Annotated in this window: 19 protein-coding genes; 11 read left to right on the top strand and 8 right to left on the bottom strand. The window is 73.5% G+C overall.

Annotated elements, in window-relative coordinates:
* Positions 1–130: 130 nt before the first annotated feature.
* The 4 genes from hemL to hemC form a co-directional block, all read right to left on the bottom strand.
* Positions 131–1,501, bottom strand: a complete 1,371-nt coding sequence (hemL, locus tag C8K30_RS11470) for a glutamate-1-semialdehyde 2,1-aminomutase (RefSeq protein ID WP_108493008.1) — start codon at positions 1,499–1,501, stop codon at positions 131–133.
* Positions 1,502–1,530: 29 nt separating this feature from the next.
* Positions 1,531–2,478, bottom strand: a complete 948-nt coding sequence (gene hemB, locus C8K30_RS11475) for a porphobilinogen synthase (protein WP_233257137.1) — start codon at positions 2,476–2,478, stop codon at positions 1,531–1,533.
* A 112-nt stretch (positions 2,479–2,590) separates the two neighbouring features.
* Positions 2,591–3,553 (bottom strand): uroporphyrinogen-III synthase, encoded by a 963-nt coding sequence (locus C8K30_RS11480; RefSeq protein ID WP_108493010.1) that lies wholly within the window; start codon positions 3,551–3,553, stop codon positions 2,591–2,593.
* Positions 3,550–4,617, bottom strand: a complete 1,068-nt coding sequence (hemC, locus tag C8K30_RS11485; protein ID WP_108493011.1) for a hydroxymethylbilane synthase — start codon at positions 4,615–4,617, stop codon at positions 3,550–3,552. The genes C8K30_RS11480 and hemC overlap by 4 nt, the downstream gene beginning before the upstream one ends.
* Positions 4,618–4,732: 115 nt before the next feature.
* On the opposite strand from hemC, the gene C8K30_RS30680 reads away from it, so the two are divergent.
* Positions 4,733–4,876, top strand: coding sequence for a hypothetical protein (locus tag C8K30_RS30680; protein ID WP_233257120.1), 144 nt, complete (start codon positions 4,733–4,735; stop codon positions 4,874–4,876).
* 12 nt (positions 4,877–4,888) lie between these two features.
* On the opposite strand, the gene C8K30_RS11495 is transcribed toward C8K30_RS30680, so the two are convergent.
* Both C8K30_RS11495 and hemE read right to left on the bottom strand, forming a co-directional pair.
* On the bottom strand, positions 4,889–6,268 hold the full coding sequence (locus C8K30_RS11495) for an NAD(P)/FAD-dependent oxidoreductase (protein WP_233257121.1): 1,380 nt from the start codon (positions 6,266–6,268) through the stop codon (positions 4,889–4,891).
* Positions 6,269–6,398: 130 nt separating this feature from the next.
* Positions 6,399–7,484: a uroporphyrinogen decarboxylase gene (gene hemE / locus C8K30_RS11500; protein ID WP_233257122.1), complete on the bottom strand. Its 1,086-nt coding sequence runs from the start codon at positions 7,482–7,484 to the stop codon at positions 6,399–6,401.
* A 49-nt stretch (positions 7,485–7,533) separates the two neighbouring features.
* Here hemE and C8K30_RS11505 point away from each other — a divergent pair, with 49 nt between their 5' ends.
* From C8K30_RS11505 to C8K30_RS11515, 3 genes are all read left to right on the top strand, one after another.
* Entirely contained in the window at positions 7,534–9,012 is a 1,479-nt protein-coding gene (locus C8K30_RS11505; RefSeq protein WP_108493014.1) for a glutamyl-tRNA reductase, read from the top strand.
* 144 nt (positions 9,013–9,156) lie between these two features.
* A complete protein-coding gene (locus tag C8K30_RS11510) occupies positions 9,157–10,752 on the top strand; it encodes a hypothetical protein (RefSeq protein ID WP_108493015.1) in 1,596 nt (531 codons plus the stop codon).
* A gap of 249 nt (positions 10,753–11,001) precedes the next feature.
* Entirely contained in the window at positions 11,002–11,793 is a 792-nt protein-coding gene (locus C8K30_RS11515; RefSeq protein ID WP_108493016.1) for a hypothetical protein, read from the top strand.
* Between the two features lie 4 nt (positions 11,794–11,797).
* Here the strand turns inward: C8K30_RS11515 and C8K30_RS11520 are convergent, their stop codons facing one another.
* Entirely contained in the window at positions 11,798–13,126 is a 1,329-nt protein-coding gene (locus tag C8K30_RS11520; protein WP_108493017.1) for a CoA transferase, read from the bottom strand.
* 173 nt (positions 13,127–13,299) lie between these two features.
* Between C8K30_RS11520 and C8K30_RS11525 the strand changes: the two genes are divergently transcribed.
* From C8K30_RS11525 to C8K30_RS11555, 7 genes are all read left to right on the top strand, one after another.
* Positions 13,300–14,124, top strand: coding sequence for a DUF5926 family protein (locus C8K30_RS11525; RefSeq protein WP_108493018.1), 825 nt, complete (start codon positions 13,300–13,302; stop codon positions 14,122–14,124).
* A gap of 195 nt (positions 14,125–14,319) precedes the next feature.
* Positions 14,320–15,117 carry a glycosyltransferase family 2 protein gene (locus tag C8K30_RS11530; RefSeq protein WP_369939805.1) on the top strand — a complete coding sequence of 266 codons (798 nt, stop codon included), beginning with the start codon at positions 14,320–14,322 and terminating at the stop codon, positions 15,115–15,117.
* 39 nt (positions 15,118–15,156) lie between these two features.
* The gene (locus C8K30_RS11535; protein ID WP_108493019.1) at positions 15,157–16,275 is read left to right on the top strand and encodes a diacylglycerol kinase family protein; all 1,119 of its coding nucleotides are present in this window, start codon (positions 15,157–15,159) and stop codon (positions 16,273–16,275) included.
* 26 nt (positions 16,276–16,301) lie between these two features.
* Positions 16,302–20,648, top strand: coding sequence for a hypothetical protein (locus tag C8K30_RS11540; protein ID WP_108493020.1), 4,347 nt, complete (start codon positions 16,302–16,304; stop codon positions 20,646–20,648).
* A 10-nt stretch (positions 20,649–20,658) separates the two neighbouring features.
* Positions 20,659–21,930, top strand: coding sequence for a serine--tRNA ligase (gene serS, locus C8K30_RS11545; protein ID WP_108493021.1), 1,272 nt, complete (start codon positions 20,659–20,661; stop codon positions 21,928–21,930).
* A gap of 158 nt (positions 21,931–22,088) precedes the next feature.
* Positions 22,089–22,892: an HAD family hydrolase gene (locus tag C8K30_RS11550; protein WP_108493022.1), complete on the top strand. Its 804-nt coding sequence runs from the start codon at positions 22,089–22,091 to the stop codon at positions 22,890–22,892.
* A gap of 91 nt (positions 22,893–22,983) precedes the next feature.
* Positions 22,984–23,835 (top strand): HAD family hydrolase, encoded by an 852-nt coding sequence (locus C8K30_RS11555; protein ID WP_108493023.1) that lies wholly within the window; start codon positions 22,984–22,986, stop codon positions 23,833–23,835.
* Between the two features lie 40 nt (positions 23,836–23,875).
* On the opposite strand, the gene map is transcribed toward C8K30_RS11555, so the two are convergent.
* A complete protein-coding gene (map, locus tag C8K30_RS11560) occupies positions 23,876–24,655 on the bottom strand; it encodes a type I methionyl aminopeptidase (RefSeq protein ID WP_108493024.1) in 780 nt (259 codons plus the stop codon).
* Between the last annotated feature and the right edge of the window lie 265 nt (positions 24,656–24,920).

Below are 24,920 nucleotides of genomic sequence, written 5' to 3' on the forward strand. Positions count from 1 at the left end.
CCAGCCGAAGATCCTCAAGGGCTCCTCAAGATCAGGCTTGAGGTTCTTGAGGTTCTGAAGGTTTGCCGGTCCGTCGCGGGCCGGCGACAGCGCCCCCGACGTTCTTGTCGGGGGCGCTGCAGTGCCCTGGTCAGGCGGTCGCGGCGGCCGCCGCCCTCGCCGCGGCGGGCAGCGCGTCGAGGATCCGCGACACCGCGGCGTCGTCGTGCGCCGCGGACACGAACCAGGCCTCGAAGACCGACGGCGGCAGGTTGACCCCGGAGTCGAGCATCGCGTGGAACAGGGCCGTGTACCGGAAGGCCTCCTGCGCCTGGGCCTGCGCGTAGTCGCGCACCCCGGACGACGCGGCGAGCGGCCCGAAGAACACGGAGAACAGCGAGCCCGCCCGCTGTACCCGGTGCTCCACGCCCGCGGCGGTCAGCGCCTCGCCGACGGCGCCCGACAGCACCTCGGCCACCTCGTTCACCCGGGCGTACACGGCGTCGTCGGCCAGCCGCATGGTCGCGAGACCCGAGGCGACCGCCACGGGGTTACCGGACAGCGTGCCCGCCTGGTAGACGGGCCCCAAGGGGGCCAGGTGATCCATGATCGCCGCCGCGCCGCCGAGCGCCGCCACCGGCATCCCGCCGCCGATGACCTTGCCGAACGTGAACAGGTCGGGCGTGTAGCCGGCGCCGCCGGTGGCCCGGACGGCGTCGTTCTCCAGCCCCCACCAGCCGGCCGGGCCCACGCGGAAGCCGGTGAGCACCTCGTCCATGACGAACAGCGCGCCGTGCGCCGACGTGATCCGCCGCAGCCCCTCGTTGAACCCCTCGGCGGGCGGCACAACGCCCATGTTCGCGGGCGACGCCTCGGTGATGACCGCTGCGATCTCGGAGCCGCGCTGTGCGAACGCCGCCTCGACGGCCGCGAGGTCGTTGTAGGGGAGCACGAGCGTCTCGGCCGCCGCGGCCTCGGTCACGCCCGCCGAACCCGGCAGCGCGAGCGTCGCGACGCCCGACCCGGCCTCGGCCAGCAGCGCGTCCACGTGCCCGTGGTAGCACCCGGCGAACTTGATGATCAGCGGCCGGCCCGTGTACCCGCGGGCGAGGCGGACCGCCGTCATCGTCGCCTCCGTGCCCGTGGAGACCAGGCGGACGCGCTCGGCGGCGGGTACCCGCCGCCGGATCTCCTCCGCGAGGTCGACCTCGGCAACCGTCGGGGCGCCGAACGACAGCCCGCGTGCGGCGGCCTCCTGCACGGCGGCGACGACCTCGGGGTGCGCGTGCCCCAGCAGCGCGGGGCCCCACGAGCAGACCAGGTCCACGTACTCGCGCCCTGCGACGTCCGTGACGTACGGGCCGCGGGCCGAGGCGAGGAACCGCGGGTCGCCGCCCACGCTGCCGTACGCCCGGACCGGCGAGTTCACGCCGCCCGGGATCGCGCTCAGCGCGCGAACGAACGCGGCGTGGTTCGGCTCGGGGGTACGGCGCAGGCCCTGGGCCTCGATCGGTTCACTCATGCTCGTCCTTCTCGGTGACTGCGGGGTATTCAGCGGAGCCATTCGGCGAGCTCGAGCGCCCAGTACGTGAGGATCACGTCGGCGCCGGCGCGCTTGATGCTCGTCACCGACTCCATGATCGCCCGGTCGCGGTCGATCCAGCCGTTCGCGCCGGCCGCCTCGATCATCGCGTACTCGCCGGAGACCTGGTACGCGGCCACCGGCACGTCGCTCCGGTCCGCGACGGCGCGCAGCACGTCCAGGTACGAACCGGCCGGCTTCACCAGCACCATGTCGGCGCCCTCGGCGAGGTCCAGGTCGGCCTCGCGCAGGCCCTCGCGGCCGTTCGCGAAGTCCATCTGGTAGGTCTTGCGGTCGCCCTTGAGCTCCGAGTCCACCGCCTCGCGGAACGGGCCGAAGTACGCGCTCGCGTACTTGGCGCTGTAGGCCAGGATGCTCGTGTCGACGAAGTCCGCGTCGTCCAGCGCGTCCCGGATCATCGCGACCTGGCCGTCCATCATCCCCGAGGGCGAGATCACGTCCGCGCCCGCCTTCGCCTGCGCCACCGCCATGGAGGCGTAGCGGGCGAGCGTCGCGTCGTTGTCCACAGCCCCTGTGGACGTGAGGACGCCGCAGTGGCCATGGTCGGTGAACTCGTCGAGGCACGTGTCGGCCATCAGCACGGGGGTAGCGGCACCCGGGGCGAGACCCTCGTCGAGCACCGCCCGGGAGGCCCGCAGCGCCCGCTGCAGGATCCCGTCCGCGGCGTCGGCCTGTGAGCCGCTCGCGTCCTTGACGATGGGGATGCCGAACAGCATGACGCCGCCCAGCCCCGCGTCCCGCGCTGCCCGCACGGCCTCGACCAGGGACTCCTCGGTGTGCTGCACCTGCCCGGGCATGCTCGTCAGCGGCGCGGGCTCGGTCAGGCCCTCCTTGACGAAGAGCGGCAGCACCAGGTCGGCGGGGTGCAGTCGCGTCTCGGCGACCAGGCGCCGCATGCCCGGTGTGGTGCGCAGACGGCGCGGCCGGTACACGATCCCGGTGGTGCTCACTGTGTTTCCTCTCGACGTACGGACTCGGTCTTGTTGGTCGTGGGCGCGATCGTCGCGACTACGTGCCCGGTTCGGGCGCAACGTTCGCGCCCGCGGCGACGGCGGTGGTCACGGCATCGGCCAGGGCCTCGTCCGTGGGCCTTCCGGCCACGGCGAGCACCGTGTGCCCGACGACTCGTGCCGTGCCGGCTGACGGCTCCCCGATCGCCACCACCCGCTGCGGGCCCAGCTGGGCCGCGACCTGGCGGGCGGCCGAGCCCGAGGTGACCACCACGACGTCGTACCGCCGCCGGAGCTCCCGGGGGATCTCGCGGGCGACCGTCCGGTAGGCCGTCACGACGTCGACGGCCCAGCCCTTGGCCACGAGCCCGGCGCGCAGCGTGTCGGACGCGAGGTCTCCGAGCGGCAGCAGGACCCGGGGCCGGGCGTCCTGCCCTGCGGGCGCGGCGGGGAACGTCTCCGCGAGCCCCGCGCCGGTGGCGACAGCGGCGACCAGGTCGACGGCGACGCCGTACCCGGCCAGCGCCTGCCGCGTGGCGGGTCCGACGGCGGCCCACCGGGCCGACCCGACGACGGCGTGCTGCGTGTCGCCCGGCGTGTCGTCCGGGGGAAAGGTAGGTGCTGCGGGATGTGTTGCGCTCAGTAGACGTTGTCTACTGTCCGCAACCGACCTCGCTGGTGTGGTCTTTCCCCGGGGCGTGTCCGAGACGTCAGGTGCGGGCGCGAGCAGGGCGTCCACGGCGTTCACGCTGGTGATCGCCACCCAGTCGTACGCGCCGTCCCGGACGCGATCGCGGGCCGCGTCGAGCTCCGCCGGGTCCTCGACGGGCGCCCGCTCGATGACCGGTGCGGCGACCGGGTCGAGCCCACGCTCGCGGAGCAGCGCGAGCAGCCCGGCGGCCCGCTCCGGGTCGCGCGCGACCAGGACGGCGGGTTGTCCGGTCGATTCGGGCCGCCCGGTTGATTCGGTGAGCCCGGACGAGCCGGGAGGTTCCGCCGCGGGCTGGTCCGACTCGGTCACGCCTTCTCCGGGACGGTCGCGCTCAGCGGTGCGAGCCGCTCGGCGCCGTCGGCCAGCAGGTGCTCGGCGACGGAGATGCCCAGCGCGCGGGCGGCGTCGTCGAGGACCTCGGGGGCGACGTCCTGGGAGAGGAGTGTTTCCCCGCGGCGCGACATCTCCTCGGAGCCGTCCACGGCGGCTACCACGGACCGCAGCTCGAGGACGGTGCCGACCCCTTTGACAGCCCCAGGGCGCAACGTGGCGTGCGCACCGACCGGGGCGGCGCAGCCGGCCTCCAGCCGCGCCAGCACGGCCCGCTCGGCGAGGACCGCGAGGCGGGTCGGACGGTGGTCGAGCAGGTGGATCGCCTCGGCGAGGTCGGGTACCTGGGGCGCCGCGCCGGCGTCGGACACGATGTCGGCCGTGCGAACCTCCACGGCGAGCGCGCCCTGCCCGGGCGCGGGGGCGACGACGTCGACGTCGAGCACCTCGCTGATCACCTCGGTGCGGCCCAGGCGCGCCAGGCCCGCGTAGGCGAGGACAACGGCGTCGAGGTCGGCGTCGGGGCCGAGCGCTCGGTCGAGGCGGGTGCCGACGTTGCCGCGGATGTCGACGACGTCCAGGTCCGGCCGGGCGGCGCGGATCTGAGCGGCCCGGCGGGGCGAGCCCGTGCCGACCCTTGCGTTGTGCCCGAGCGTGGCGAGGGTGAGCCCGTCGCGCGCGCACAGGGCGTCGCGCGGGTCCTCGCGCTCGGGGGTCACGAACGTGAGGCCGGGTGCGGGGGCGGTCGGGAGGTCCTTGAGGGAGTGGACGGCGACGTCGCAGCGGCCGTCCAGCAACGCCTCGCGCAGCGCCGTCACGAAGACGCCGGTACCGCCGAGGCTCGCGAGGCTCCCGGTCTTGACGTCGCCCTCGGTCCTGATGTGCACCAGCTCGACCGGCCGGCCGGTCAGTTCCTCCAGGCGCCGGGCCACCAGACCGCTCTGGGTGGTGGCAAGGGCGCTCGCGCGGGTGCCGAGACGGATCGGCGTGGCGTCGCCCTGGGCGCTTCCGGAGGTGCTGACGGACAGGGGGGTCGGGGTCACCAACCCAGTCTCCACCCGAACCCCCGCCGGGAGGAAACCCGAACGTGCCCGCCGGGCCGATCTCACAGGGTTGCTGGCGGGCTGTCAGAACGCTGACCACCTTGGCATGAACGACATGGCGGCACAGCGCGCACTGGGTCAGCTCGCCGAAGCGGGCGTGCTCGAGGAGCGCACCGGGCTGAGGCGCAACCGCGTGTGGCAGCACGCGGGGATCCTGCGCCTCCTGGACGCTTACGCTCAGCGGCTCCGCCGGGGCTGATCGGCGGTCGATTCAGCCGAGCTCCCCGAGCCGTTCGGCTGTGCGCCCGGCGTGCCCGACGATCGCCGCGAGGCCCGTCCCTGCGATCCAGCCGCCCGTCACGTCGAGGCTCGGTTCGGCCAGGACGGCCTCCTCGAACTGCTTGATCGTGGCCCGGTAGGCCGGCGTCGGCGGGGGCAGCGCGCCGTCCCAGCGCTGGTGCAGGCTGTCCCGTACGAGGCCGGTCAGGTCGACGCCGAGCAGCGCCGACGCGTCGCGGGCTGCCTCCTCGGCCGTGGGCTCCGGCGTCGGCTCGCCGATACGGCCGTAGCTGAGGCGCACCACGTGCCACCCCGGCCCGACGGCGTCGTGCACCCGCCGGGCCAGCCACGGCCACTTCGCGGTCGCGTGGGTCAGCGCCTTGGCGCGCACCTCGCCCGGCGTCGTGCCCGGGGCGACGAGCATCCCCGAACCGCGCGGTGCGGCGTCCAGCTCGGGCGCCTCCAGGAGCAGCGTGACCAGGCGGATGTCCGCGCCGCGCTCAGGGGCGGGCGGCGGGGCAAGCTCATCCGACAACGCGGGCGCGAGCTCGGCATGGGTGGCCAGTACCAGACGCGGCGCACGCAACCCCAGGCCATCCTCGGTGCGCACCAGCCAGTGGTTCCCGGCCGTGCGGTCTACGCCGACCACGCGCGCTCCAAGTCGCACGTCCAGCCGCTCCACCAGCGTGTTCACCAGCGCATGGATGCCGCCGTCGATCCCGCGCACCGCCGACCCCGGGGGCGCCGCCGCCCGGAGCGACGCCACGGCCCGCGACAGCGACCCGGTCCGTGCATACGCATCCAGCAGCCCGGGTGCGACGGCGGCGACGTCGAGCCGGTCGAGCGGGGTCGAGTGCACCCCGGCCGCGACGGGGGTGACCAGCCGGTCCGCCACCCGGGACCCGAGCCGCGACCGCGCGAACGTCCCGAGGTCGGTGGTGTCGACGAACCGCGACGGCAGCACCCGGTCCAGCGAGCCGCGCAGCACGCCCGGCCAGCCGATCGCGCGCCGCACGTCCGCCGCCCACGGCCGCGACGGGATCCCCAGGACACCCGCGGCCGGCAGCGGGAACGCGCGCCCGGCTGCATAACCCCAGGCGGAGAGCCCGGCGGGCGCCTCGACGGTCAGCCCGAGCTCCTCGGCCAGCCGCTCGACGGCGTCGCCCCGCACCGCGAACGACTCCGCCCCGAGGTCCAGCGGCACACCCGGCAGCGACGAAAACGACCCGCCCCGGATCGGCCCGCCCGCCCGGCCGGCCGCCTCCAGCACGACCACGCCCAGCCCCCTGGCCGCGAGCCTGTGCGCCGCGACGAGCCCCCCGATCCCGGCCCCGACGACGACGGCGTCGACGGCCTCGGTCGGCCCGCTCACCGGGAACTCATCGCAGCTGACCATGCGGTTACTGCGAGAAACGGCCCAGATCCCGTAGCAAGTGCATGGTCAACGATCGGCGCCCGGCCGGCGATCGCGACACCGGCCGCGGCTGAGCCCGCCGAGCAGGTCACAACGAGTGCACCAGCTCGACCACGCGGGTCAGCACCGTCGGGTCTGTCTCCGGCGGCACGCCGTGGCCGAGGTTTACCACGTGCCCGGGCGCCTTGAGCCCGCGGGAGACCACGTCCCGGACGTGCACCTCCAGCACGTCCCAGGGCGCGGCGAGCAGCGCGGGGTCGATGTTCCCCTGCAGGGGCACGCCGGGCAGCAGCGCGGCGGCCTCGTCGAGCGGCGTCCGGTAGTCGACGCCAACCGCGTGGTCGGCGATCCCCGCGGCGACCAGGACCGAACGCATGGCGGGCAGCAGGTGGCCCGTGCCGGTACCGAAGTGGATGCCCGGCACGCCGGTGTCCGCGACGTGGGCCAGCGCCCGCGCGGAGGACCCGGCGACCCGCGAGGTGTAGTCCGCCAGCGAGAGCGACCCGGCCCAGGAGTCGAACAGCTGCACCGCGCTCGCCCCCGCCTCGACCTGCGCCCGGAGGAACGCCCCGGTGAGGTCGGCGGTCCAGGTCACGAGCGCGTCCCACGTCGCGGGGTCGGCGTGCATCAGGGTGCGCGCGGCCAGATGGTCGCGCGAGGGCCGGCCCTCCACCAGGTACGCCGCGAGCGTGAACGGCGCGCCGCCGAAGCCGATGAGCGGCGTCGACCCCAGCTCCGCGACGGTCAGCGCAACGGCCTCCCGGATCGGGTCCAGGGCAGCGGGGTCCAGGGTCCGGGACACGAGCCGGGCGACGTCGTCGGCGGTGCGGTACGGCTGGTCCATCACCGGGCCCACCCCGGGCGCGATGTCCACGCCGACGCCGGCCAGCTTGAGCGGCACCACGATGTCGGAGAAGAAGACCGCTGCGTCCACCCCGTGCCGGCGGACGGGCTGGAGCGTGATCTCGGCTGCGAGCTCCGGCCGCAGGCAGGACTCGAGCATCCCGACGCCCTCCCGCACCGCGCGGTACTCGGGCAGGGACCGGCCGGCCTGGCGCATGAACCAGACGGGCGTGCGGCCAGGACGTTCACCCCTCAGGGCCTGCACCAGGGGTGCGGCAGAGGTCCGCCCGTCGGCGAGCGGATGAGCGGGGGCGATCGTGGTGGACTTCACGCTTCCCGATTCTGCCCTGCCGGGCCGCGGTGCATAAAGTTGGGGCACTGTGGTTCTCCTCTCCCTCACCGCCAGCCACCGCGAGCTCGATCTCGACGCGCTGGAACGCCTGTCCACGGGTTCGTCGTCAGTGGGTCGCGTCGTCGTCGGTACGTGCGGCCCCGTCGCGGGCGCCGTGGTGATCTCGACGTGCAACCGCTTCGAGCTCTACCTCGACGTCGACGCGCCGCTGAGCGGCGACAGCGTGCGGCACGCGACGCGCCACGTGGCCGAGCTCGTGGCCCACGCGTCGGGCGTGACCGGCGACGTCGCCGCCCGCAGCTTCACCGTCCGCACCGGCCCGGAGGTCACGGAGCACCTGTTCGCCGTGGCGTCGGGCCTCGACGCGATGGTCGTGGGCGAACGGGAGATCGCTGGCCAGGTGAAGCGCTCGCTGGCGGAGGCCCGCGAGCAGGAGACCACCTCCAAGACGCTCGAGCTGCTCTTCCAGACGGCATCGCGCACCTCCAAGCGCGTCGGTACGGACACCGAGCTCGGCGCCGCGGGGCGGTCCGTCGTCGCGCTCGCGCTGGACCTCGCCGAGCGCGAGCTGCCGCCGTGGGACGGCACCCGCGCTGTGCTCATCGGCACCGGCTCGTACGCGGGCGCGTCCGTAGCGGCCCTGCGGGCGCGCGGCTGCGAGGACATCCGCGTCTACTCGCAGTCCGGCCGCGCCGAGACCTTCGCCGAGTCGCACGGCGTGCAGCCGGTGGCCTCGCTCGTCGAGGCGCTGGCCGACGCCGACCTCGTGGTCAGCTGCAGCGGCGCTCGCGGCCGCGCGCTCGCGGCGCAGGCCGGGCCGGAGGACGAGCGGCTGAGCGACATGGTGGCCGGGAACTTCGGCGGCCAGACGGCGCTGCCCGGCCTGGTGAGCGAGGCCGGCCCCGAGGCGAGCCTGGGCCACGTGCTCGACGCCGCCGCACTGGTGCGGGCGCGGGAACGTGCAGCGGACCGGGCGGGCGACGAGCCGGAGCCCCGCCCGCTCGTGATCCTGGACCTTGCCCTGCACCGCGACGTCGACCCGCGGGTCGCCGACGTGGAGGGCGTGCTGCTCTTCGACCTCGCCACGCTGAAGGCGCACGCGCCCGCGGTGGCGCGCGACGTCGTCGCGCAGGCGCAGGGCATCGTGGACGCCGCCGCCCAGCGCTTCGAGGAGACGCGCCTGGGCCGGGAGGCCGACGCCGCGGTGGTCGCCCTGCTGGACGAGGCGGAGGTCCGGGTGGTGGCCGAGATCGACGCCGCCGTCGCCCGGCTCACCGACGAGCTCGCCGCGCGCGGCGAGCCCGCCCCGGACGAGTCCGACGTCGACGTCATCGCCCACGACGTGCGCAGGCGGGTGCATGCCGAGCTGCACGACAAGATCGTCGCCGTCCGCGCGAGGGCCACCGCCGAGGCGCGGGCCACGGAGGCCGCGCTCGTCCAGGGCGCCGAGGCCCTCACGATGGAGATGTCCACCCAGCGAGACGCCGGCCCTTCGGCCCGCCGATAACGCTCCCGCGATAACTAACGGAACAAGCCGGACGGACCGCGTTTCAGGGTCCAATTCGGTCATCGTTACACAATCGTTACTAGGGTGATTTTATTCACCCGGGGGTGAAGACTAAGTTCGGGGGCTCAAGGACCGAACGCGCATATGCGCAACGAGATGCTGGAGCAACTTTTGAAGCACGCAGCACACAAGAAGAAGACCGCATCGGCGGGCGCGCGGACCATCGCGACCGTCGCCATCGCAACCGCGGCCTCGGCCATGGCCGCCCCGGCCATGGCCGCCGAGGCCTCGCCGCTGGACTCCCTCGGTGACCTCGGCACCACCGCCGAGGGCCTCACGCAGGGCCTGCCCGCCCTCTCGTCGACGTCGATCGACCTCGCCGAGCTCACCGACGCCGTCCCCGCGGTCGACGCGGTGACCAAGGAGCTCCCCGCCTCCATCGCGCCCACCACGGCGCTCGCGCCGAACTACGAGCCGGCGCAGTACGTGTCGGGTGCCGTCAAGGGCGCTGTGCCCCAGGTCGTCTCCGGTGTTGTCGGCGGCGTGACCAACGGTTCCGTCGTCTCCGGCGTGACGGGCACCGCCCAGTCGGCGCTCGGCAACGTGCTCGGCGGCGGCGTCGTCGGCACCGCGACCGGCCTGGTCGGCGGCGTTGCGGGCACTGCTACCGGCCTGGTCGGTGGCGTTGCCTCCGGCGCCGTGGGCACTGCCACCGGTGTTGTCGGCTCCGCGACCGGTGTTGTCGGTGGCGTGGCCTCGGGTGCCGTGGGCACCGCCACCGGTGTTGTCGGTTCCGTTGTCAACGGCTCCGTGGTGAACGGTGCCGTCGGCGCCGCCACCGGTGTTGCCTCGGGTGCTGTCGGCACCGCCACCGGTGTCGTCGGCAGCGCCCTTGGCACCGCGACCGGCCTCGTCGGTGGCGTGGCCTCGGGCGACGTCGTGAACGGCGCCACGGGTGCCGCGATCGGCACCGTCGAGAGCGTGCCGACCACTGTGGCCGGCGTCCTCCGCAACGTGCCGAACATCGTGGGCGGCGTGACCGCTCCGGTCGCCGGCCTCGTCGCCAACCTGCCGGGCGTGCTCGGTGGCGTGGGCGGCGTCGTCAACAGCGTCGTGACGAGCGCACCCGGCGTGGTCGCGGGCATTCCGGGCGTCGTGGCCCAGGTCACCACCCCGGCCGCCGGTGCTGTCGAGACCGTCGTGGGCGACGTCGCAGTGGACGGCGTCGTCAAGCCCGTCGCCACGGACGTCGTCCCGGGTGCGGTCAGCTCCGTGACCGGCTCGGTCGTCCCGGGTGTCACCTCGACCGTGGGCAACGTGACGGGCTCGGTCGTCCCGGGTGCCGTCGGCACCGTGACCGGTGACGTCGTTCCGAGCGTCGTGAACGGTGTTGCCAAGCCGGTCGTGGAGGACGTCGTCCTCGACGGCGTCGTCAACGGCGTCGTCAAGGAGAACGTGGTCGGCAACGTCGTGAAGCCGGTCGTGCAGGACGTCGTCGTGGACAGCGTCGTGAAGCCGGTCGTCCAGGACGTCGTCGTGGACGGCGTGGCCAAGCCGGTCGTGAAGGACGTCGTCGTGGACGGCGTCGCCAAGCCCGTCGTGGACACCGTGACCAACACCGTGAAGGGTGTCGCCGGCGGTGCCGTGACGGACACCGTCAGCGGCGTCACGGGTGCCGTGGACGGCCTGACCGGCGGTGCCGTGAGCGGCCTCACCGGTGGTCTGCTCGGTCTCTCCTGAGCTGAGCTCCCCGAGAGGACCCCAGCCTCTTCGGTCTTGACGTAGCGGGGTGGAGTGCCATTGGCACTCCACCCCGTTTTCGTTCTCTTCCGCTTTGAGAAGGTTCCATTCTTTCGTGCGTTGTTATCAAATCGTTACCATGGCAATATGTTTCTCCGATCTACCCCTTTTTCCGGCTATTACCGATCGGGTAACGTCAGGGCGTCCCGGGTTCCGGGCCGTCGTAGCCGACCAGCTGGAGCAGCTCCTATGAAGCACGCCGCCGTCAAGCCTTCGTCCGCCGCCAGGTCCACGGCCTCCCGTGTCGTGGCGACGATCGCGCTCGCCACCGCGGCGACAGCCGTCGCCAGCCCGGCGATGGCGCACGAGGGCGGTGGCCACGGCGGGTACGACGGGCACTCCACCGACTACGACGGTGGGTACGACGGCGGCCGCCACTCCTCCGAGGCCCCGCGCTCGTACGAGCCCGCCAGCTACACGGAGCCGAACTACGACGTGCCGCAGTACGAGTCCCAGGGTGACTGCGACCGCAACGAGTCCCAGGCCCACGGCGGGGGCTGGGACGAGAAGGACCGCGAGAAGGTGCGCGAGGCCGTCCAGGAGTACCTGGACGAGGCCAGCACACCCGCCCCCGAGCCGGAGCCCGAGGTCGTCGAGACGGTCGCGCAGCCGGCCGCGCCCGCGGAGAAGCCGGCACCTGAGCCCGCGGCTTCCACGGTGGCGGAGACGCCGGCGCCTGTCGAATCCGCCGCGTCCGAGCCGCAGGTCGCTGTCCAGGCGCCCGGGCAGCAGTGGCAGGGGGCGCCGACGTCGGCCGACACCGCAGGGGCCGAGCTCACCGCCTACGTCCCGAACGAGGGGTCCAGCGTCGACGCCATCGAGCAGGAGGCCTCCGCGCTCACCGACGCCACGCTCGACGCCCCGGTACGGCTCGCCACTACCGGTGCCGAGGCGGCTGCCCTGACGGGTGCGGCCGGCGCCCTCGTCATCGGCGGAGCCGGCGCGCTCCTGGTCGCCCGCCGCAGCCGCGTTCGCGCCTGACCAGCTACCCCGCCGGGGGGCGCCAGGCCGGCTCGTCCGTGCCCCACGGGTGTGCGGGGTGCGGGTAGTCGTCGTATCCCGCGAGCACCGGCCGCGCGGCGGTCACCCGCCCGTGCGTCACGGTCTCGCCGCCCGACGGCGTCGCGGCGGCCGGGTGCAGCTGGTCCCGTCCCGGCAGGTCCAGCAGCCAGGTGGCGGTACGTGCGAGCGACACGGAGACATCGCGGCCGAGCCCGTCGCCCGGGCCGCCGGCCGCGTCGTCCCGGAGGGTGAGAGCGTCCACGATCCCCGCCGCGAGCAGGTACCCCGAGGCGTGGTCGAGCGCCTGGGCGGGTAGTGCCCCGGGCGCCCCGTCCCGGCCCTCCAGCAGCGCGATGCCGCTGGCTGCCTGCACTATCGAGTCGAACCCCCGTCGCCCGGCCCACGGCCCGGCGTCGCCCCATGCGGACACCCGGCCGGCCACCACGCCGGGCGGGACCTCGAGCCCCAGCGACTCGATCGCGCCGGGCCGGTAGCCGGTGACGAGCACGTCGGCGGCGTCCAGCAGTTCCTGAGCGGTGCGGCGGTCGCGGGGATTCCTGAGGTCCAGGACGGCGCTGCGCTTCCCCTGCCCCGTGTCGAGGTGCTGCCACTCGATCTCGGCGGGGTCCGGCGGGTCGACCCGCAACACGTCCGCGCCGAGGAGCGCGAGCGTGCGCGTGGCGACGGGGCCGGCGATGACACGCGTCAGGTCGAGCACCCGGACGCCGGCCAGGGGTTTCGCGCCGGGCGCCGGGTCGGCCCCAGGGCGGGGCCCGACGGCGGGGGAGCCTGCTGCACTGCCGCGCCGTCCTGAGCCCGTCGAAGGGCCGGGCCGCAGCCGCGTCTGCACCACGGGGCCCGACGCCGCGGCACGTCCCGGCCTCGACATCCGCCACTCGTGCTCGGTCCGGACCCGCACCACTATCGCGCCGACGTCGGCTGCCCGGTCCTCGAGCTCCTGCGCCGGGAAGCGGGCGATGCGCTGGGCGAAGGCGGGCCGGCCGGCGTCGTCGGACAGGCCGAGGAGCGCCGTCAGGCGGGACCGGTGGTGCGGGTAGTTCGCGTGCGTGCGGACCCAGCCGTCGGCGGCGGGGAAGAATCCCGAGAGCGGGGCGAACCCGTCCACGGGGTGCCCGTCGAGCGCGAAGACGCGGTCGGAGGCGAAGGCGGCAGCGACGCGGGCCGGGTCGAGCGGGGCGGGGTCTGCGGCCCCAGCAGGGCGTCCGGCCCGCGCGGCCGCGCGCTGGACCGTCCGGACGGCGTCGAGCGCGAGGTCGAGCACGGGCAGGTGTGCGGCGAGCCAGGGTTCCACTCTTCAATCATGTCCCGCCCGCCCTCCACATGTCCCGCGCGCCCGCCACATCCCGCCCGCGCTCCACCTGTCCCCGTCCCGCATCGTCCCGTCCCGCCGGGCCGCCGTCGGGCTGCTCCGAAACATCACCGTCCGGACAGATCTGCGACCATGCGCGCGGATACACTCGCCGCATGGCCAAGAATTCCTCCCCCGACTTCGTGCTCCGGCCCTTCGAAGGTCTCCCCGGGGAGACCGACTGGGTGGCGATGCGCGAGATCGTCCCGTCAGCGACCGCTACCGCTCGCACCACCGCCGAGCACGGCTCCCGTGAGGTCACCGTCGTGACGCTCCTGCCCGGTGCCTGGACCGCGTTGCACCGTGCCGACGGCACGCTCCTGCTCGCCGTGCAGGGCATCGTCGGGTCGGGTGACGTGAGCCGCGACCTCGCCGCCGCGCTCCTGGAAGCGATGGAGCTCGAGCCGGGCACGGCCGTCGAGTCGGGTGAGCTTCCGGGCGAGGGCCCGCGCCTCCAGGACGTGCTCGACCTGAGCGTCCCGTTCGAGGTCACGGTGCACGACACGTTCGACTACTGGCTCGACCCGAGCGCCGACATCACGCCGGAGCTCAAGCAGAACCTGGAGGACGCCGCCGACGGCGCGATCCCCACGGTCAAGGTCTCCTCCGTCGAGTCGGCCTACTGGTGCAGCATGACTCGCGAGTTCCTCCGCTGGGCACGTCCCGAGCCGGAGGACGACGTCATCGACGCGATCTCTCGGCTGCACGCAAAGCGCGAGTCAGGGCTCGCGGGTGGGAAGTTCGTGGGAGCGTTTCGCGCGTCAGGCCTGGTCGTTCCCGTCTGGGAGCTGCCGAAGGGAACCGAGGCGGCCGATCTGGAGGGCCCCGCCGTGGAGCTCGGCGACAAGCTCGCGAAAGCACTTTCCATCAAGGAGCCACTTGATGCGAACGAGCGACGCGCAAGAGCAGGTATCGTCTCCCGGCAGGTCACCCTGCGCTAGAACGGAGTACCCCGACCGGGCTTCGCGAGCGGCCCGGAACGCGTCGGCAGTCACCGCGGATCGCCACGAGCGACCCAGGTTTCGGCAACTAGCGGACCAAGGGAGTAGGATTCCAGGGGTAAACCTTTGCACTCACCAAGCAAAGGACTATCCGATCACCCACCAAGGCAAATCGACGCTTCAGGCAGGACAGGTGTGAACGCTCTCCCGGTCGCGAAGACCACGCGTCCCGGCAATGCACAGGCAGGCAAGAACGTCCAACGGGTGGCGGCCATCATTCCCGCCAAGGACGAGGCCGAACGCATCGCCGCCACCGTGCGCTCCGCGCGTGCGATCCCACACGTCGACCTCGTGCTCGTGGTCGACGACGGCTCCGAGGACGACACGCAGCATGTTGCGCGCGCCGCCGGGGCGGTCGTCGTGCGCCACTCGCACAATCGCGGCAAAGCCGCAGCGATGGAGACGGGCGCCGCGGTGGTGGCGATGCGCGACGCGGACGGGCGCCCCCCGCGCCTGCTCATGTTCATCGACGGCGACCTCGGCGACACCGCCGTGAACACCGCACCCCTCGTGCGTCCCGTCCGCGAGGGCGTGGCCGATCTCGCGATCGCGCTGCTGCCCAAGCAGGCCGGCGCGGGCGGCCGGGGCATCGTGGTGGGCGCGTCCCGCCGGGCGATCGAGGCCATGACCGGCTGGAGCCCGTCGCAGCCGCTGTCCGGCATGCGCTGCCTCACCCGCGAGGCGTTCGAGGCGGCCACGCCGCTCGCGCGCGGCTGGGGTGTCGAGACCGGCATGACCATCGACCTGCTGCGCAGGGGGTACGTCGCCGTCGAGGTGCCGTGCGACCTCAGGCACCGAGCCTCCGCGAACGACCTCAAGGGCCAGATCCACCGCGCGGCCCAGTACCGCGACGTCCTCCTGGCCGTGAACGCGCGCAAGATGCGCGGCGCGGTGGACGCGGTGCGGCACGCGGGCTCGAACGTCCGCAGCTGATGAATCCGCTTCCGCAGGTCCGCCCCGTACGCTGACCTCGTGGAGTGGCAGGTCTGGATGGGGATTGCCGCGATCGTCATCGCGGTGCTGGCACTCGTCGTCGCCATCGGCGCCTGGTCGCAGCAAGCGTTGCGGCGGCGCCGCGATCCTCGGCGCGCGACGCCGCAGAGCGTGCAGGCGGTCCCGCAGCTGGCGGTGATCGTGAACCCGTCCAAGCCGGACGCCGGCCGTCTGCTCGTCGAGGTGCGCGCGCACTGCAGCACCCATGGCCTCCCCGAGCCCCTCTGGTACGAGACCACCGTTGACGACCCGGGAAAGGGCCAGGCCGAGCAGGCCCTGGCCGACGGCGCCGACATAGTGATCGCGGCGGGCGGCGACGGGACGGTGCGGGCCGTCGCCGAGACCATGGTCGAATCGGACAAGCCGATGGGGGTGCTGCCCGTCGGCACGGGTAACCTGCTTGCGAGGAACCTCGAGCTGCCGCTGACGGGCACGGACGAGGCGCTCGACGTGATCGTGCACGGCCGCACGCGCGCGATCGACGTCGGCTGGCTGCGGGTGGTGGAGTTCGCGGACGTGCCCCGCAACGGCGATCACCCCAACCAGCCCGACCACGAGCCGGACACCGAGCGCGAGCACATCTTCCTCGTCATCGCCGGCCTGGGTTTCGACGCCGCGATGGTCGCCACCGCCGACTCCAACCTGAAGAAGAGGGTGGGCTGGCTCGCCTACTTCGTGGCGGGGCTGTCGCACATGCAGGCCCGGCGCATGCGCGCCACCCTGCAGCTCGACGAGCATCCGCCGGTGGACGCCCGCGCGCGCTCGATCATGGTCGGCAACTGCGGCATGCTCCCGGGCGGCGTCACCCTGCTGCCCGACGCCGTGCTCGACGACGGGGTGCTCGACGTGGCCGCCGTCGACGTCCGCGGCGGGGTGCTCGGCTGGGCACAGCTGACGCTCGAGATCGCCATGCAGGGCGTCGGCGTGCGGAACGAGCTGCCGGAGAAGCTGGGCCGCATCGACCACACCAAGGCCCGCCGGGCGCGCATCCGGGTGCCCGCGGGCGAGGAGGCCCAGGTCGACGGCGACCCGCTCGGGCGGGCCGTCGAGATCGACGTGCACGTCCAGCCGGGCGCTCTCCTGGTCCGAGCACCGTGACTGCTCGGGCCATCTACCCTGGGCGGGTGAATCTCCGTTCCACCCGAGCCCTGACCGTGCCCGCAGTCCTGGTCACGCTCATAGCGGTCCTGCTGGGCCTGCTCGGCCCGACGACGGCGTCGGCGTCCCCGGGGTCCGAGCCCGCCGTGGGGTCCGAGCCCGCCGCGGAGCCAGCGTCGTCGGCCACGGAGCCCTCGGCCCGCCTCGTCGTGGTCGGCGTCGCCGGCCTGCGCTGGACCGACGTGTCCCGGAGCACCACCCCGAACCTGTGGCACATGATCGGCGGCGGCTCCGTCGCGTCGATCAACGTCCGCACCGCCGCGCCCGCGACGTGCCCGCTGGACGCGTGGCTCACGCTCTCCGCGGGCAGCCGGATGGTCTCGGCGGGCAGCGCCGAACGCGCGGACGAGCCGGACGCCGGGCGGGACGGCCAGGAGCGCGAGGCGCGCGGGGCGACGTCGTGCACCCCGGTCCCCCGGGCGGACGGCGCGGGCGGCGCCGAGCCGGCCCGCGCGACGGTGGACGGCTGGGCCCAGCTCCCCGAGGAGGAGGACGACGGGGCGGACGAGGAGCCCGCCGACCGCACCGCGGAGCCGGCCCCCGGCCTCCTGGGCGAGATGCTGGACGATGCGGGCACCTGCTCGACGGCGATCGGGCCGGGCGCTGCCGTGATGCTCGCCCGCGAGGACGGGAGCGTGGGCCGGTACGTTCCCTCGCTGGACTCGCTGACCACCGACGGCACGGCAGGGTCGGCGGGCACCTCCGGTTCGCGTGGTCAGGCCTGGGACGATGCCCTGACGGCCTGCCCGGTCACCGTCATCGACGCCGGGAGCCTGCCCGAGGGCCCGGAGCGGTCCGCGGCGCTCGAGGCGCTGGACGGCACCCTCAGCAGCCTGGCGAGGAGCCTGCCGGCCGGCACGCGCGTGCTCGTCGCGGGCATCGCCGACACGCCGCTCACGCAGCAGGGGCTGCAGGTCGTCGTGGACTGGGTGGTGGACGTGCCGCGGGTGCGCTGGCTGACGTCGGACGCGTCACGAAGCACCGGGTTCGTGCAGCTCACGGACCTGACGGCGACCGCCGCCGAGGCGGGTGGCGCCCTCCCGGACCCCGAGGCCGAGGAGCCGGAGCAGGCCCCGGCCGTCGAGGCGCCGGTGATCGACGGCATGCCGATCGAGGCGGGCGAGCCGCGCCGGACCACCGTCGCGCGCACCGTCGAGAACCGGCAGTACATCAACGTCCTGGCGGACACGATCCCCGCGCAGGTGCCGGCGTTCGCGGGCGCGATCGCCCTGTTCCTGCTGATCGCCGTGCTGGTCCTGGTGCTGCCCCGACGGGCAGCGCGGCCGCGCCGGGAGCCCGGCCCGTACCGGCAGCGGCTGGCGCTGGCGGCCGCGCTGCTCGCGGTGTCGGCGCCGGCGGCGGCGAGCCTGGCGACGCTGGCCCGCTGGTGGGTGTGGCCCGCGCCAGAGTTCGGCCTGGCCCTGTCGCTGACCGTGGCCGCCGTCGCCGTGGCACTCACCGTGCGCGGCGTGTCCCGCCTGCTCTCGCCGGCGCCGTGGCGCAACGCGGTCGCGGCGGCCGGCGTCACCTGGCTGGTCTTCACCGTCGACGGGCTCACCGGGTTCACGCTGCTGCAGGGCTCGCTGCTGGGCCCGTCGCTCGCCACCGCCGACCGGTTCTACGGGTTCTCGGACGTCGCCTTCGTGCTCTACGCCGCGGCCGGTCTGGTGCTCGCGGGCGGGCTGGCGGCCTACGTGGCGCGCCGCCGCACGGGCACGAGCGCCGGGTCGGTGCTGGGCGACGGCGTCCGCAGGCCCGACGCCCAGCGGCCCACCCGGCCGGTGTGGCTCGCGGCGGGCGCCGTGGCCGTCATCGCGCTCGTGACCACCGGGGTGGACGCCGCGCCGGTCCTCGGGGACCGCACGCGCGGGCTCGTGCTGCTCTTGCCGTTCGCCGTGGTGGCGCTCCTCGCGGCCCGTCCCGACCTGGTGACGCGGTTCCTCGGCGCCCGCGGCTGGCTTCCGTCGGGCAGGCCCACCCCGCCCGTGCGCCGCGTGCCGTCCGCCGTGCTGGGCCTGTCCGGCGCGCTGCTGCTCAGCCTGCTGTTCGCGGCGGCCGTGCTCCCGGTGCCCGGCGCCGACGCGGCGGGCGAGGAGTCGGGCTCCCTCAGCGCCGCCGAGCCGGTGGTGCCGCCGGGTGGCAGTCTGATCGTGATCGGCACGCAGGGCCTGCGCTGGACCGACGTCCAGCCGTCCCTCGACACCGGTAAGGCCCCTGCGCCCACCCTGTACGGCCTGCTGACCGACGGCGCGGACGCCGCGGGCCTCACCCTGCCCAACGGGCGTGCGGCGCGCTGCCCGGACAGCGGCTGGCTCAGCCTGTCGGCGGGCCGCCTCGCCGAGGTGGCCGACGAGCGCGACGCCGACGACCACTGGATCTGCGACGAGATCTCGGTGACGCCGGTCGCGGACGACGCGTCGGGCACCGGTGACGATGCCGACGAAGGCGCCCAGGAAAGCGCCCAGGAAGGTGCGGGAGCGGTGCGGGGCGACCGCCCCGCCGTCGTCGACCAGTGGGACCGCCTGACCGCGCTGCAGCGCGGCTCCGGCTACGCCGCGAACCCGGGCACGCTAGGCGACGCGCTCGCCGACGAGTGCACGACGGCGGTCGGCCCGGGCGCTGCGGTCGCGCTCGCCGACGGCGACGGCGGCGTCGGGCGGTACTTCGACCTCGACACGGCGGTGTCCGAGGGGTCCGGTGCCTGGGACTGCCCCGTCACCTTCGTGGACGCCGGTTCCGCGCTGCTGGACGTCGCGGAGCGCGCCGACCTGGAGGAGCAGCCCGACGGCGCCGAGCAGGTAGCGGCCATCCGCGCCGACCTCGTCTCCGCGGTGGACCTCGCGGTGTGGCGCGTCCTGGATGCCGCCCCCGCGAACACGACGGTGCTGGTGATCGACGTCGCCACGGTGCCGGAGCACGCGCTCGAGCTGGGGCTGGCGATGGTCCGCCCCTCGGCGGCCAACGACGGCCTGCCGCGCTACCTGGCCAGCACGGCGACCCGCACGGAGGGCGTGGCGCGCCTGATGGACGTCCCGGCGGCGGTGCTCGACGCCGTCGGCGTGGACCTGCCCGCCGACATCGACCCGACGCCGCTGCTGCGCGGCGGTGAGCGCCCCGCCTCGGCGTGGCTCACCGCCGACGAGCTCGCGGACATGACCGCCCGCGACCATGTGCGGCGCGACGCGTACATCTGGCTCGTGGACGTGCCGTTCTGGCTGGGCCTCGCACTGGCGGCGGCGTGCTGGTGGGTGCCGCGCCGACGTCGTGCGCGTGGGCTGGGCGAGGTGCCGGGCGGATGGCGGCGTGCCGCCGAGGTGGGCGCCACCGCGCTGACCGCGCTCCCGGCCGGCGGGTTCCTCGCCTCCCTGACCGGCTGGTGGCGGTTCGACCTGCCCGGGCTCGCGATAGTGGGCGCCACCCTGCTCGTGACGGCGGCGGTGACCGGGCTGAGCCTGCTCGCCCCGCGGCGACCGCTGTGGGCGGCCCCTGCGGCGGTCGCCGGCATCACGTTCGTCGCGCTCACGGTGGACGCGCTCTTCGGCACCCCGCTGAACCGGGCTGCGCCGCTCGGTTCGGCCCCGACGTTCGGCGCGCGGTTCTACGGCTTCGGCAACCCGACGTTCTCGGTCTACGCGGTGGCGGCGATAGTGCTCGCGGCCGCGCTGGCGCAGCTGCTCGTCACCCGCGGCCGGCGGGTCCTGGCCACCCTGGCCGTGAGCGTCGTGGGCGTGATCGCGATGGCGGTCGACGTCTGGCCCACCCTCGGGGCCGACCTCGGCGGCGGGCTGGTGCTGGTCCCGGCCTTCGTGGTGGTCGCCACCGCCGCGTCCGGGCTACGGCTCACGTTCTGGCGGTTCGCCGGGGTGGCGGCGGCCGGCGTCGGCGTCGTCGCCCTCGTCGGAGTCCTGGACTGGTTGCGCCCGCCCGAGTCGCGCTCGCACCTGGGCCGGTTCGTGGCCCAGGTGGTCGACGGCGAGGCGGTGTCGACAGTGCTGCGCAAGGCCCTGTACGCGCTGAACTCGATAACGGGCGGACCGGCGGTCTGGGTCACGGTGGTGCTGCTCGTGCTGGTGGGGCTGGCGCTGTTCGGGCCGGCGGCCTGGCGGGGACGCCTGACGCCCGCCTGGTTCGTGCGCGCGCAGGAGCGCTGGGAGTTCCTGCGGCCCGCGCTGGTGGCGATGTGGGTGATGGCCGTGCTGGGCTCCCTGGTCAACGACTTCGGCCTCCGGATCGCGATGATCGCGCTCATCCCGGCCGTGCCGCTGCTCACGATGGTCGCGCTGCGGACGAAATCGGCGGGACAGCCCCGATAGGCTCAGCTCCGTGATCGATCTCCGACTTCTGCGCGACAACCCAGACGTCGTCCGCGCGAGCCAGGTGGCCCGCGGCGACGACCCCGACCTCGTGGACGCGGCGCTCGACGCCGACTCGCGGCGCCGCTCCTCCCTGGCGGAGTTCGAGAACCTGCGCGCGGAGCAGAAGTCCCTTGGCAAGAAGGTGGCGCAGGCCCAGGGCGACGAGAAGCAGGCCCTGCTGGCCCACACCAAGCAGCTCGCCCACGACGTCAAGCGCCACCAGGCCACGGCCACGGAGGCCGAGCAGGAGCTCGACCGGTTGCTGTACTCCATCTCCAACGTGATCGCGGGCGCGCCCGCGGGCGGCGAGGAAGACTTCATCGAGCTCAAGCAGGTGGGCGCCCGCCGCGACTTCGCGGCCGAGGGCTTCGAGCCCAAGGACCACCTGGAGCTGGGCGAGGGCCTGCGCGCGATCGACACCAAGCGCGGGGCCAAGGTGTCGGGGGCGCGGTTCTACTTCCTCACCGGCATCGGCGCGCGCCTGGAGCTGGCGCTGCTCAACATGGCGATGGACCAGGCCGTGGAGCAGGGCTTCACGCCCATGATCACGCCCACCCTCGTCAAGCCCGAGACCATGCAGGGCACGGGCTTCCTCGGCGCGCACGCCGACGAGATCTACCGCCTGGAGAAGGACGACCTGTACCTGGTCGGCACCTCCGAGGTGGCCCTCGCGGGGTACCACAGCGACGAGATCATCGACCTGTCCGACGGGCCCATGCGCTACGCCGGCTGGAGCGCCTGCTACCGCCGCGAGGCCGGCTCGGCGGGCCGCGACACGCGGGGGATCATCCGCGTGCACCAGTTCCACAAGGTCGAGATGTTCAGCTACTGCGCCCCCGAGGACGCGGAGGCCGAGCACCAGCGGCTGCTGGGCTGGGAAGAGGCAATGATGGCCAAGGTCGAGCTGCCGTACCGCGTCATCGACACGGCGGCGGGCGACCTGGGCTCGTCGGCCGCACGCAAGTTCGACTGCGAGGCGTGGCTGCCCACCCAGGAGCGCTGGCTGGAGCTCACCTCGACGTCGAACTGCACGACGTTCCAGGCCCGCCGTCTCGGCATCCGCGAGCGGACCGAGGACGGCTCCACCCGGAATGTCGCGACCCTGAACGGCACGCTCGGCACCACGCGCTGGATCGTCGCCATCCTGGAGAACCACCAGCAGGCCGACGGCTCGGTGTACGTGCCGGAGGGCCTGCGCCCCTACCTGGGCGGCCTGGAGCTGCTGGAGCCGGTCAAGTAGGCCAACCCGGCCCACTTGGTCGTGGGTGTGGTCGTTGCGCCCATAACGGACGCGTAGGCGCAACGACCACGCCCGCAACCAGGCCGATCACCTGACATTCCGCCGATCTCGTACGTATGGTCGACCGATGTTCACGTGGGGGTCGGTAGGCTGCGATCGTGCCCCGCGACATCGATCGAAAGCTCATCGCCCTCGACATCGACGGCACGCTCGTCACGTACGACGAGGTGCTGTCCGACGATGCCCGGGACGCCGTCGCCGCCGTCCGCGCGGCCGGGCACCACGTGGTGCTGGCCTCGGGGCGGTCGCTCATCGCAATGACGCCCGTGGCGGCGGAGCTCAAGATCGAGGACTCCTGGATCGTCGCGTCGAACGGCGCTGTGACGGCGCGCATCGACGCGACCGCCGACATGGGCTACACCCTGGAGCGCGTCGAGACGTTCGACCCGGAGCCCGTGCTCCGCATGCTCAAGGAGGAGCTCCCGCACGCACGCTACGCGGTGGAGGATGTCGGCGTAGGCTTCCGGATGACCGAGCTCTTTCCCGAGGGAGAGCTCAACGGGGAGCACCGCGTGGTCGACTTCGAGGACCTGTGGGCCGGCGACGTCACACGCGTCGTGGTACGCAGTCCCGGCGAGACCAGTGCGGAGTTCCACGAGATCGCCGCGCGGCTGGGGTTCGACGACGTGACCTACGCCGTCGGCTGGTCAGCGTGGATGGACATCGCACCGCAGGGCGTGACCAAGGCGTCGGCCCTGGAGGTGGTGCGCAAAGAACTCGGCGTGGCGGCCGAGAACACCGTCGCCGTCGGCGACGGCAGCAACGACATAGACATGCTGCGGTGGGCCGGGCGGGGCGTGGCCATGGGCCACGCATCCGAGACCGTGCAGGCCGCGGCCGACGAGGTGACCGGCTCGATCGACGGCGACGGTGTCGTAGAAGTTCTCCGATCGCTGCTTTGAGGGTAGAAATAGCCAGCGGCTGAAAGTTATCCGTGCAAAGGTATGGATCGCTGGTTCAATGCCTGTACATTTGGGCGCGATCCGTCGAAGGGTGACGGCGCTCACGGGGCCATGGGGGTACGTGATGATCCTGGACGACCAACCGGTGTCCATGCGAGTGCGCAACGATGCGCCTCACCTGGTCGCTCTCGACATCGACGGGACCCTGTTGGTCACCGGGCAGCCAGTGCCCGAACCGACGGTTCTGGCCGTGCAGCTCGTGCGCAGCCGGAAGCATCACGTGGTCCTGGCGTCGGGTAGGTCGTTGACGGGGATCCTGCCTGTGGCCAGGGAGCTCGGGATCACCGACGGCTGGGTGGTCGCCTCCAACGGTGCGGTCACGGCGCGACTGTGCCAGACCTGCACCAACGGCTACACGCTCGAGGACGTGCTGACGTTCGACGTCGGTCCCGTGGTCCAGATGGCGCTGAGCCGGTTCCCCGACGTGCAGATCGGCGTCGAGGAGATCGGCGTCGGCTACCGCGTGAACCGGGCGTTCGAGCCGCACGAGGTCAACGGCGCCCAGCGTGTGGTCAGCATCGACGGGCTGAGCGAGCTGCCCGCGTCGCGCGCGATCCTCCGCGGGCCGGACGTGCTGGACCTGCTCGAGCCGCTACGCCGGCACGGCGTCACCGCCACGCAGGCCGGGCTCGACTGGATCGACGTGACGCCGCAGCACCAGAGCAAGGCGACGTCGCTCGAGAACATCCGCACCGCGCTCGGCATCCCGCAGCACAACACGCTCGCCGTCGGCGACGGCCTGAACGACATCGAGATGCTGGGCTGGGCCGCCCGCGCCGTCGCGATGGGGCACGCCCCCGACGAGGTGAAGGCGATCGCCAACGAGACCGTCGGCGACATCAGCCAGCACGGCGTGATCCAGGTCCTGAAGACCCTCGTCTGAGACGCCGAGATAGAACCAGGGTTCTACTTCGGCAAGGTGGTCAGTCGCGTGCCGTGAGGATGAGCGGGCCGTCCTCGGTGATGGCGATCGTGTGCTCCGAGTGCGCCCCGCGGGACCCGTCCACGGACCGCAGCGTCCAGCCGTCGGGGTCGGTGACGATCTCGTCGGTCGTCTCGAGGAACCACGGCTCGACCGCGATCACGAGGCCCGGCTTGAGCGGGAAGCCACGGCCGGCGCGCCCGTTGTTCGGCACGTGCGGGTCGCCGTGCATGGTGCGGCCCACGCCGTGCCCGCCGAAGTCGGTGTTGATCGAGTAGCCGGCGGCGTGCGCGACCTCGGCGATCGCGGCGGAGATGTCACCGATCCGCTGGCCCGGCTGCGCGGCGGCGATGCCCGCCTCCAGCGCGACCTCGGTGGTGCGGATCAGCTTCGCGTCCGGCTCGGCGCGGTCCGCGGCGGGCTCGCCCAGCACGAACGACAGCGCGGAGTCGGAGACCCAGCCGTTCACCGACGCGGCGAAGTCGATGGACAGCAGGTCGCCGTCCTTCAGCGCGTAGTCGTAGGGCAGGCCGTGCAGCACCGCGTCGTTCACCGAGGTGCAGATGACCTTGCCGAAGGGCATGGCGCCGAACGAGGGGTGGTAGTCGATGTAGCACGACTCCGCGCCCTGGTCGCGGATCATCTTGTGCGCGATGTCATCGAGCTCGAGCAGGTTCACCCCCACGCCTGCGGCCTCACGGACGGCGAGCAGCACGTCCGCGACGAAGCGTCCCGCCGGGCGCATCTCCTCGATCTCGCGCGGCGTCCTCAGCTCGATCATGTCCGTCCTTCCGTAGGGGCACCAGTGATCTGGCGGCACAAGCCTACGTCCCGCCGCAGGCAGCCGAGGCGGTCGGCCGCACGGGTACACCCGGGGGCGGCATCCGGTATTCGCGATGTGCACGATTGCAACGGTTTCGTAATGCAAGCGGTGCTGTATGGACTTGCATAACGTCGTGAACCACGGTTGCGTTGAGGAAGGGCAACCTGGCACTCTGCCGGACCGTACCCGCACGTCAGAGGGTTCTGAGCCCACGAAGCAGTGG

Source organism: Promicromonospora sp. AC04 (assembly GCF_003058225.1).
Lineage (GTDB): Bacteria > Actinomycetota > Actinomycetes > Actinomycetales > Cellulomonadaceae > Promicromonospora.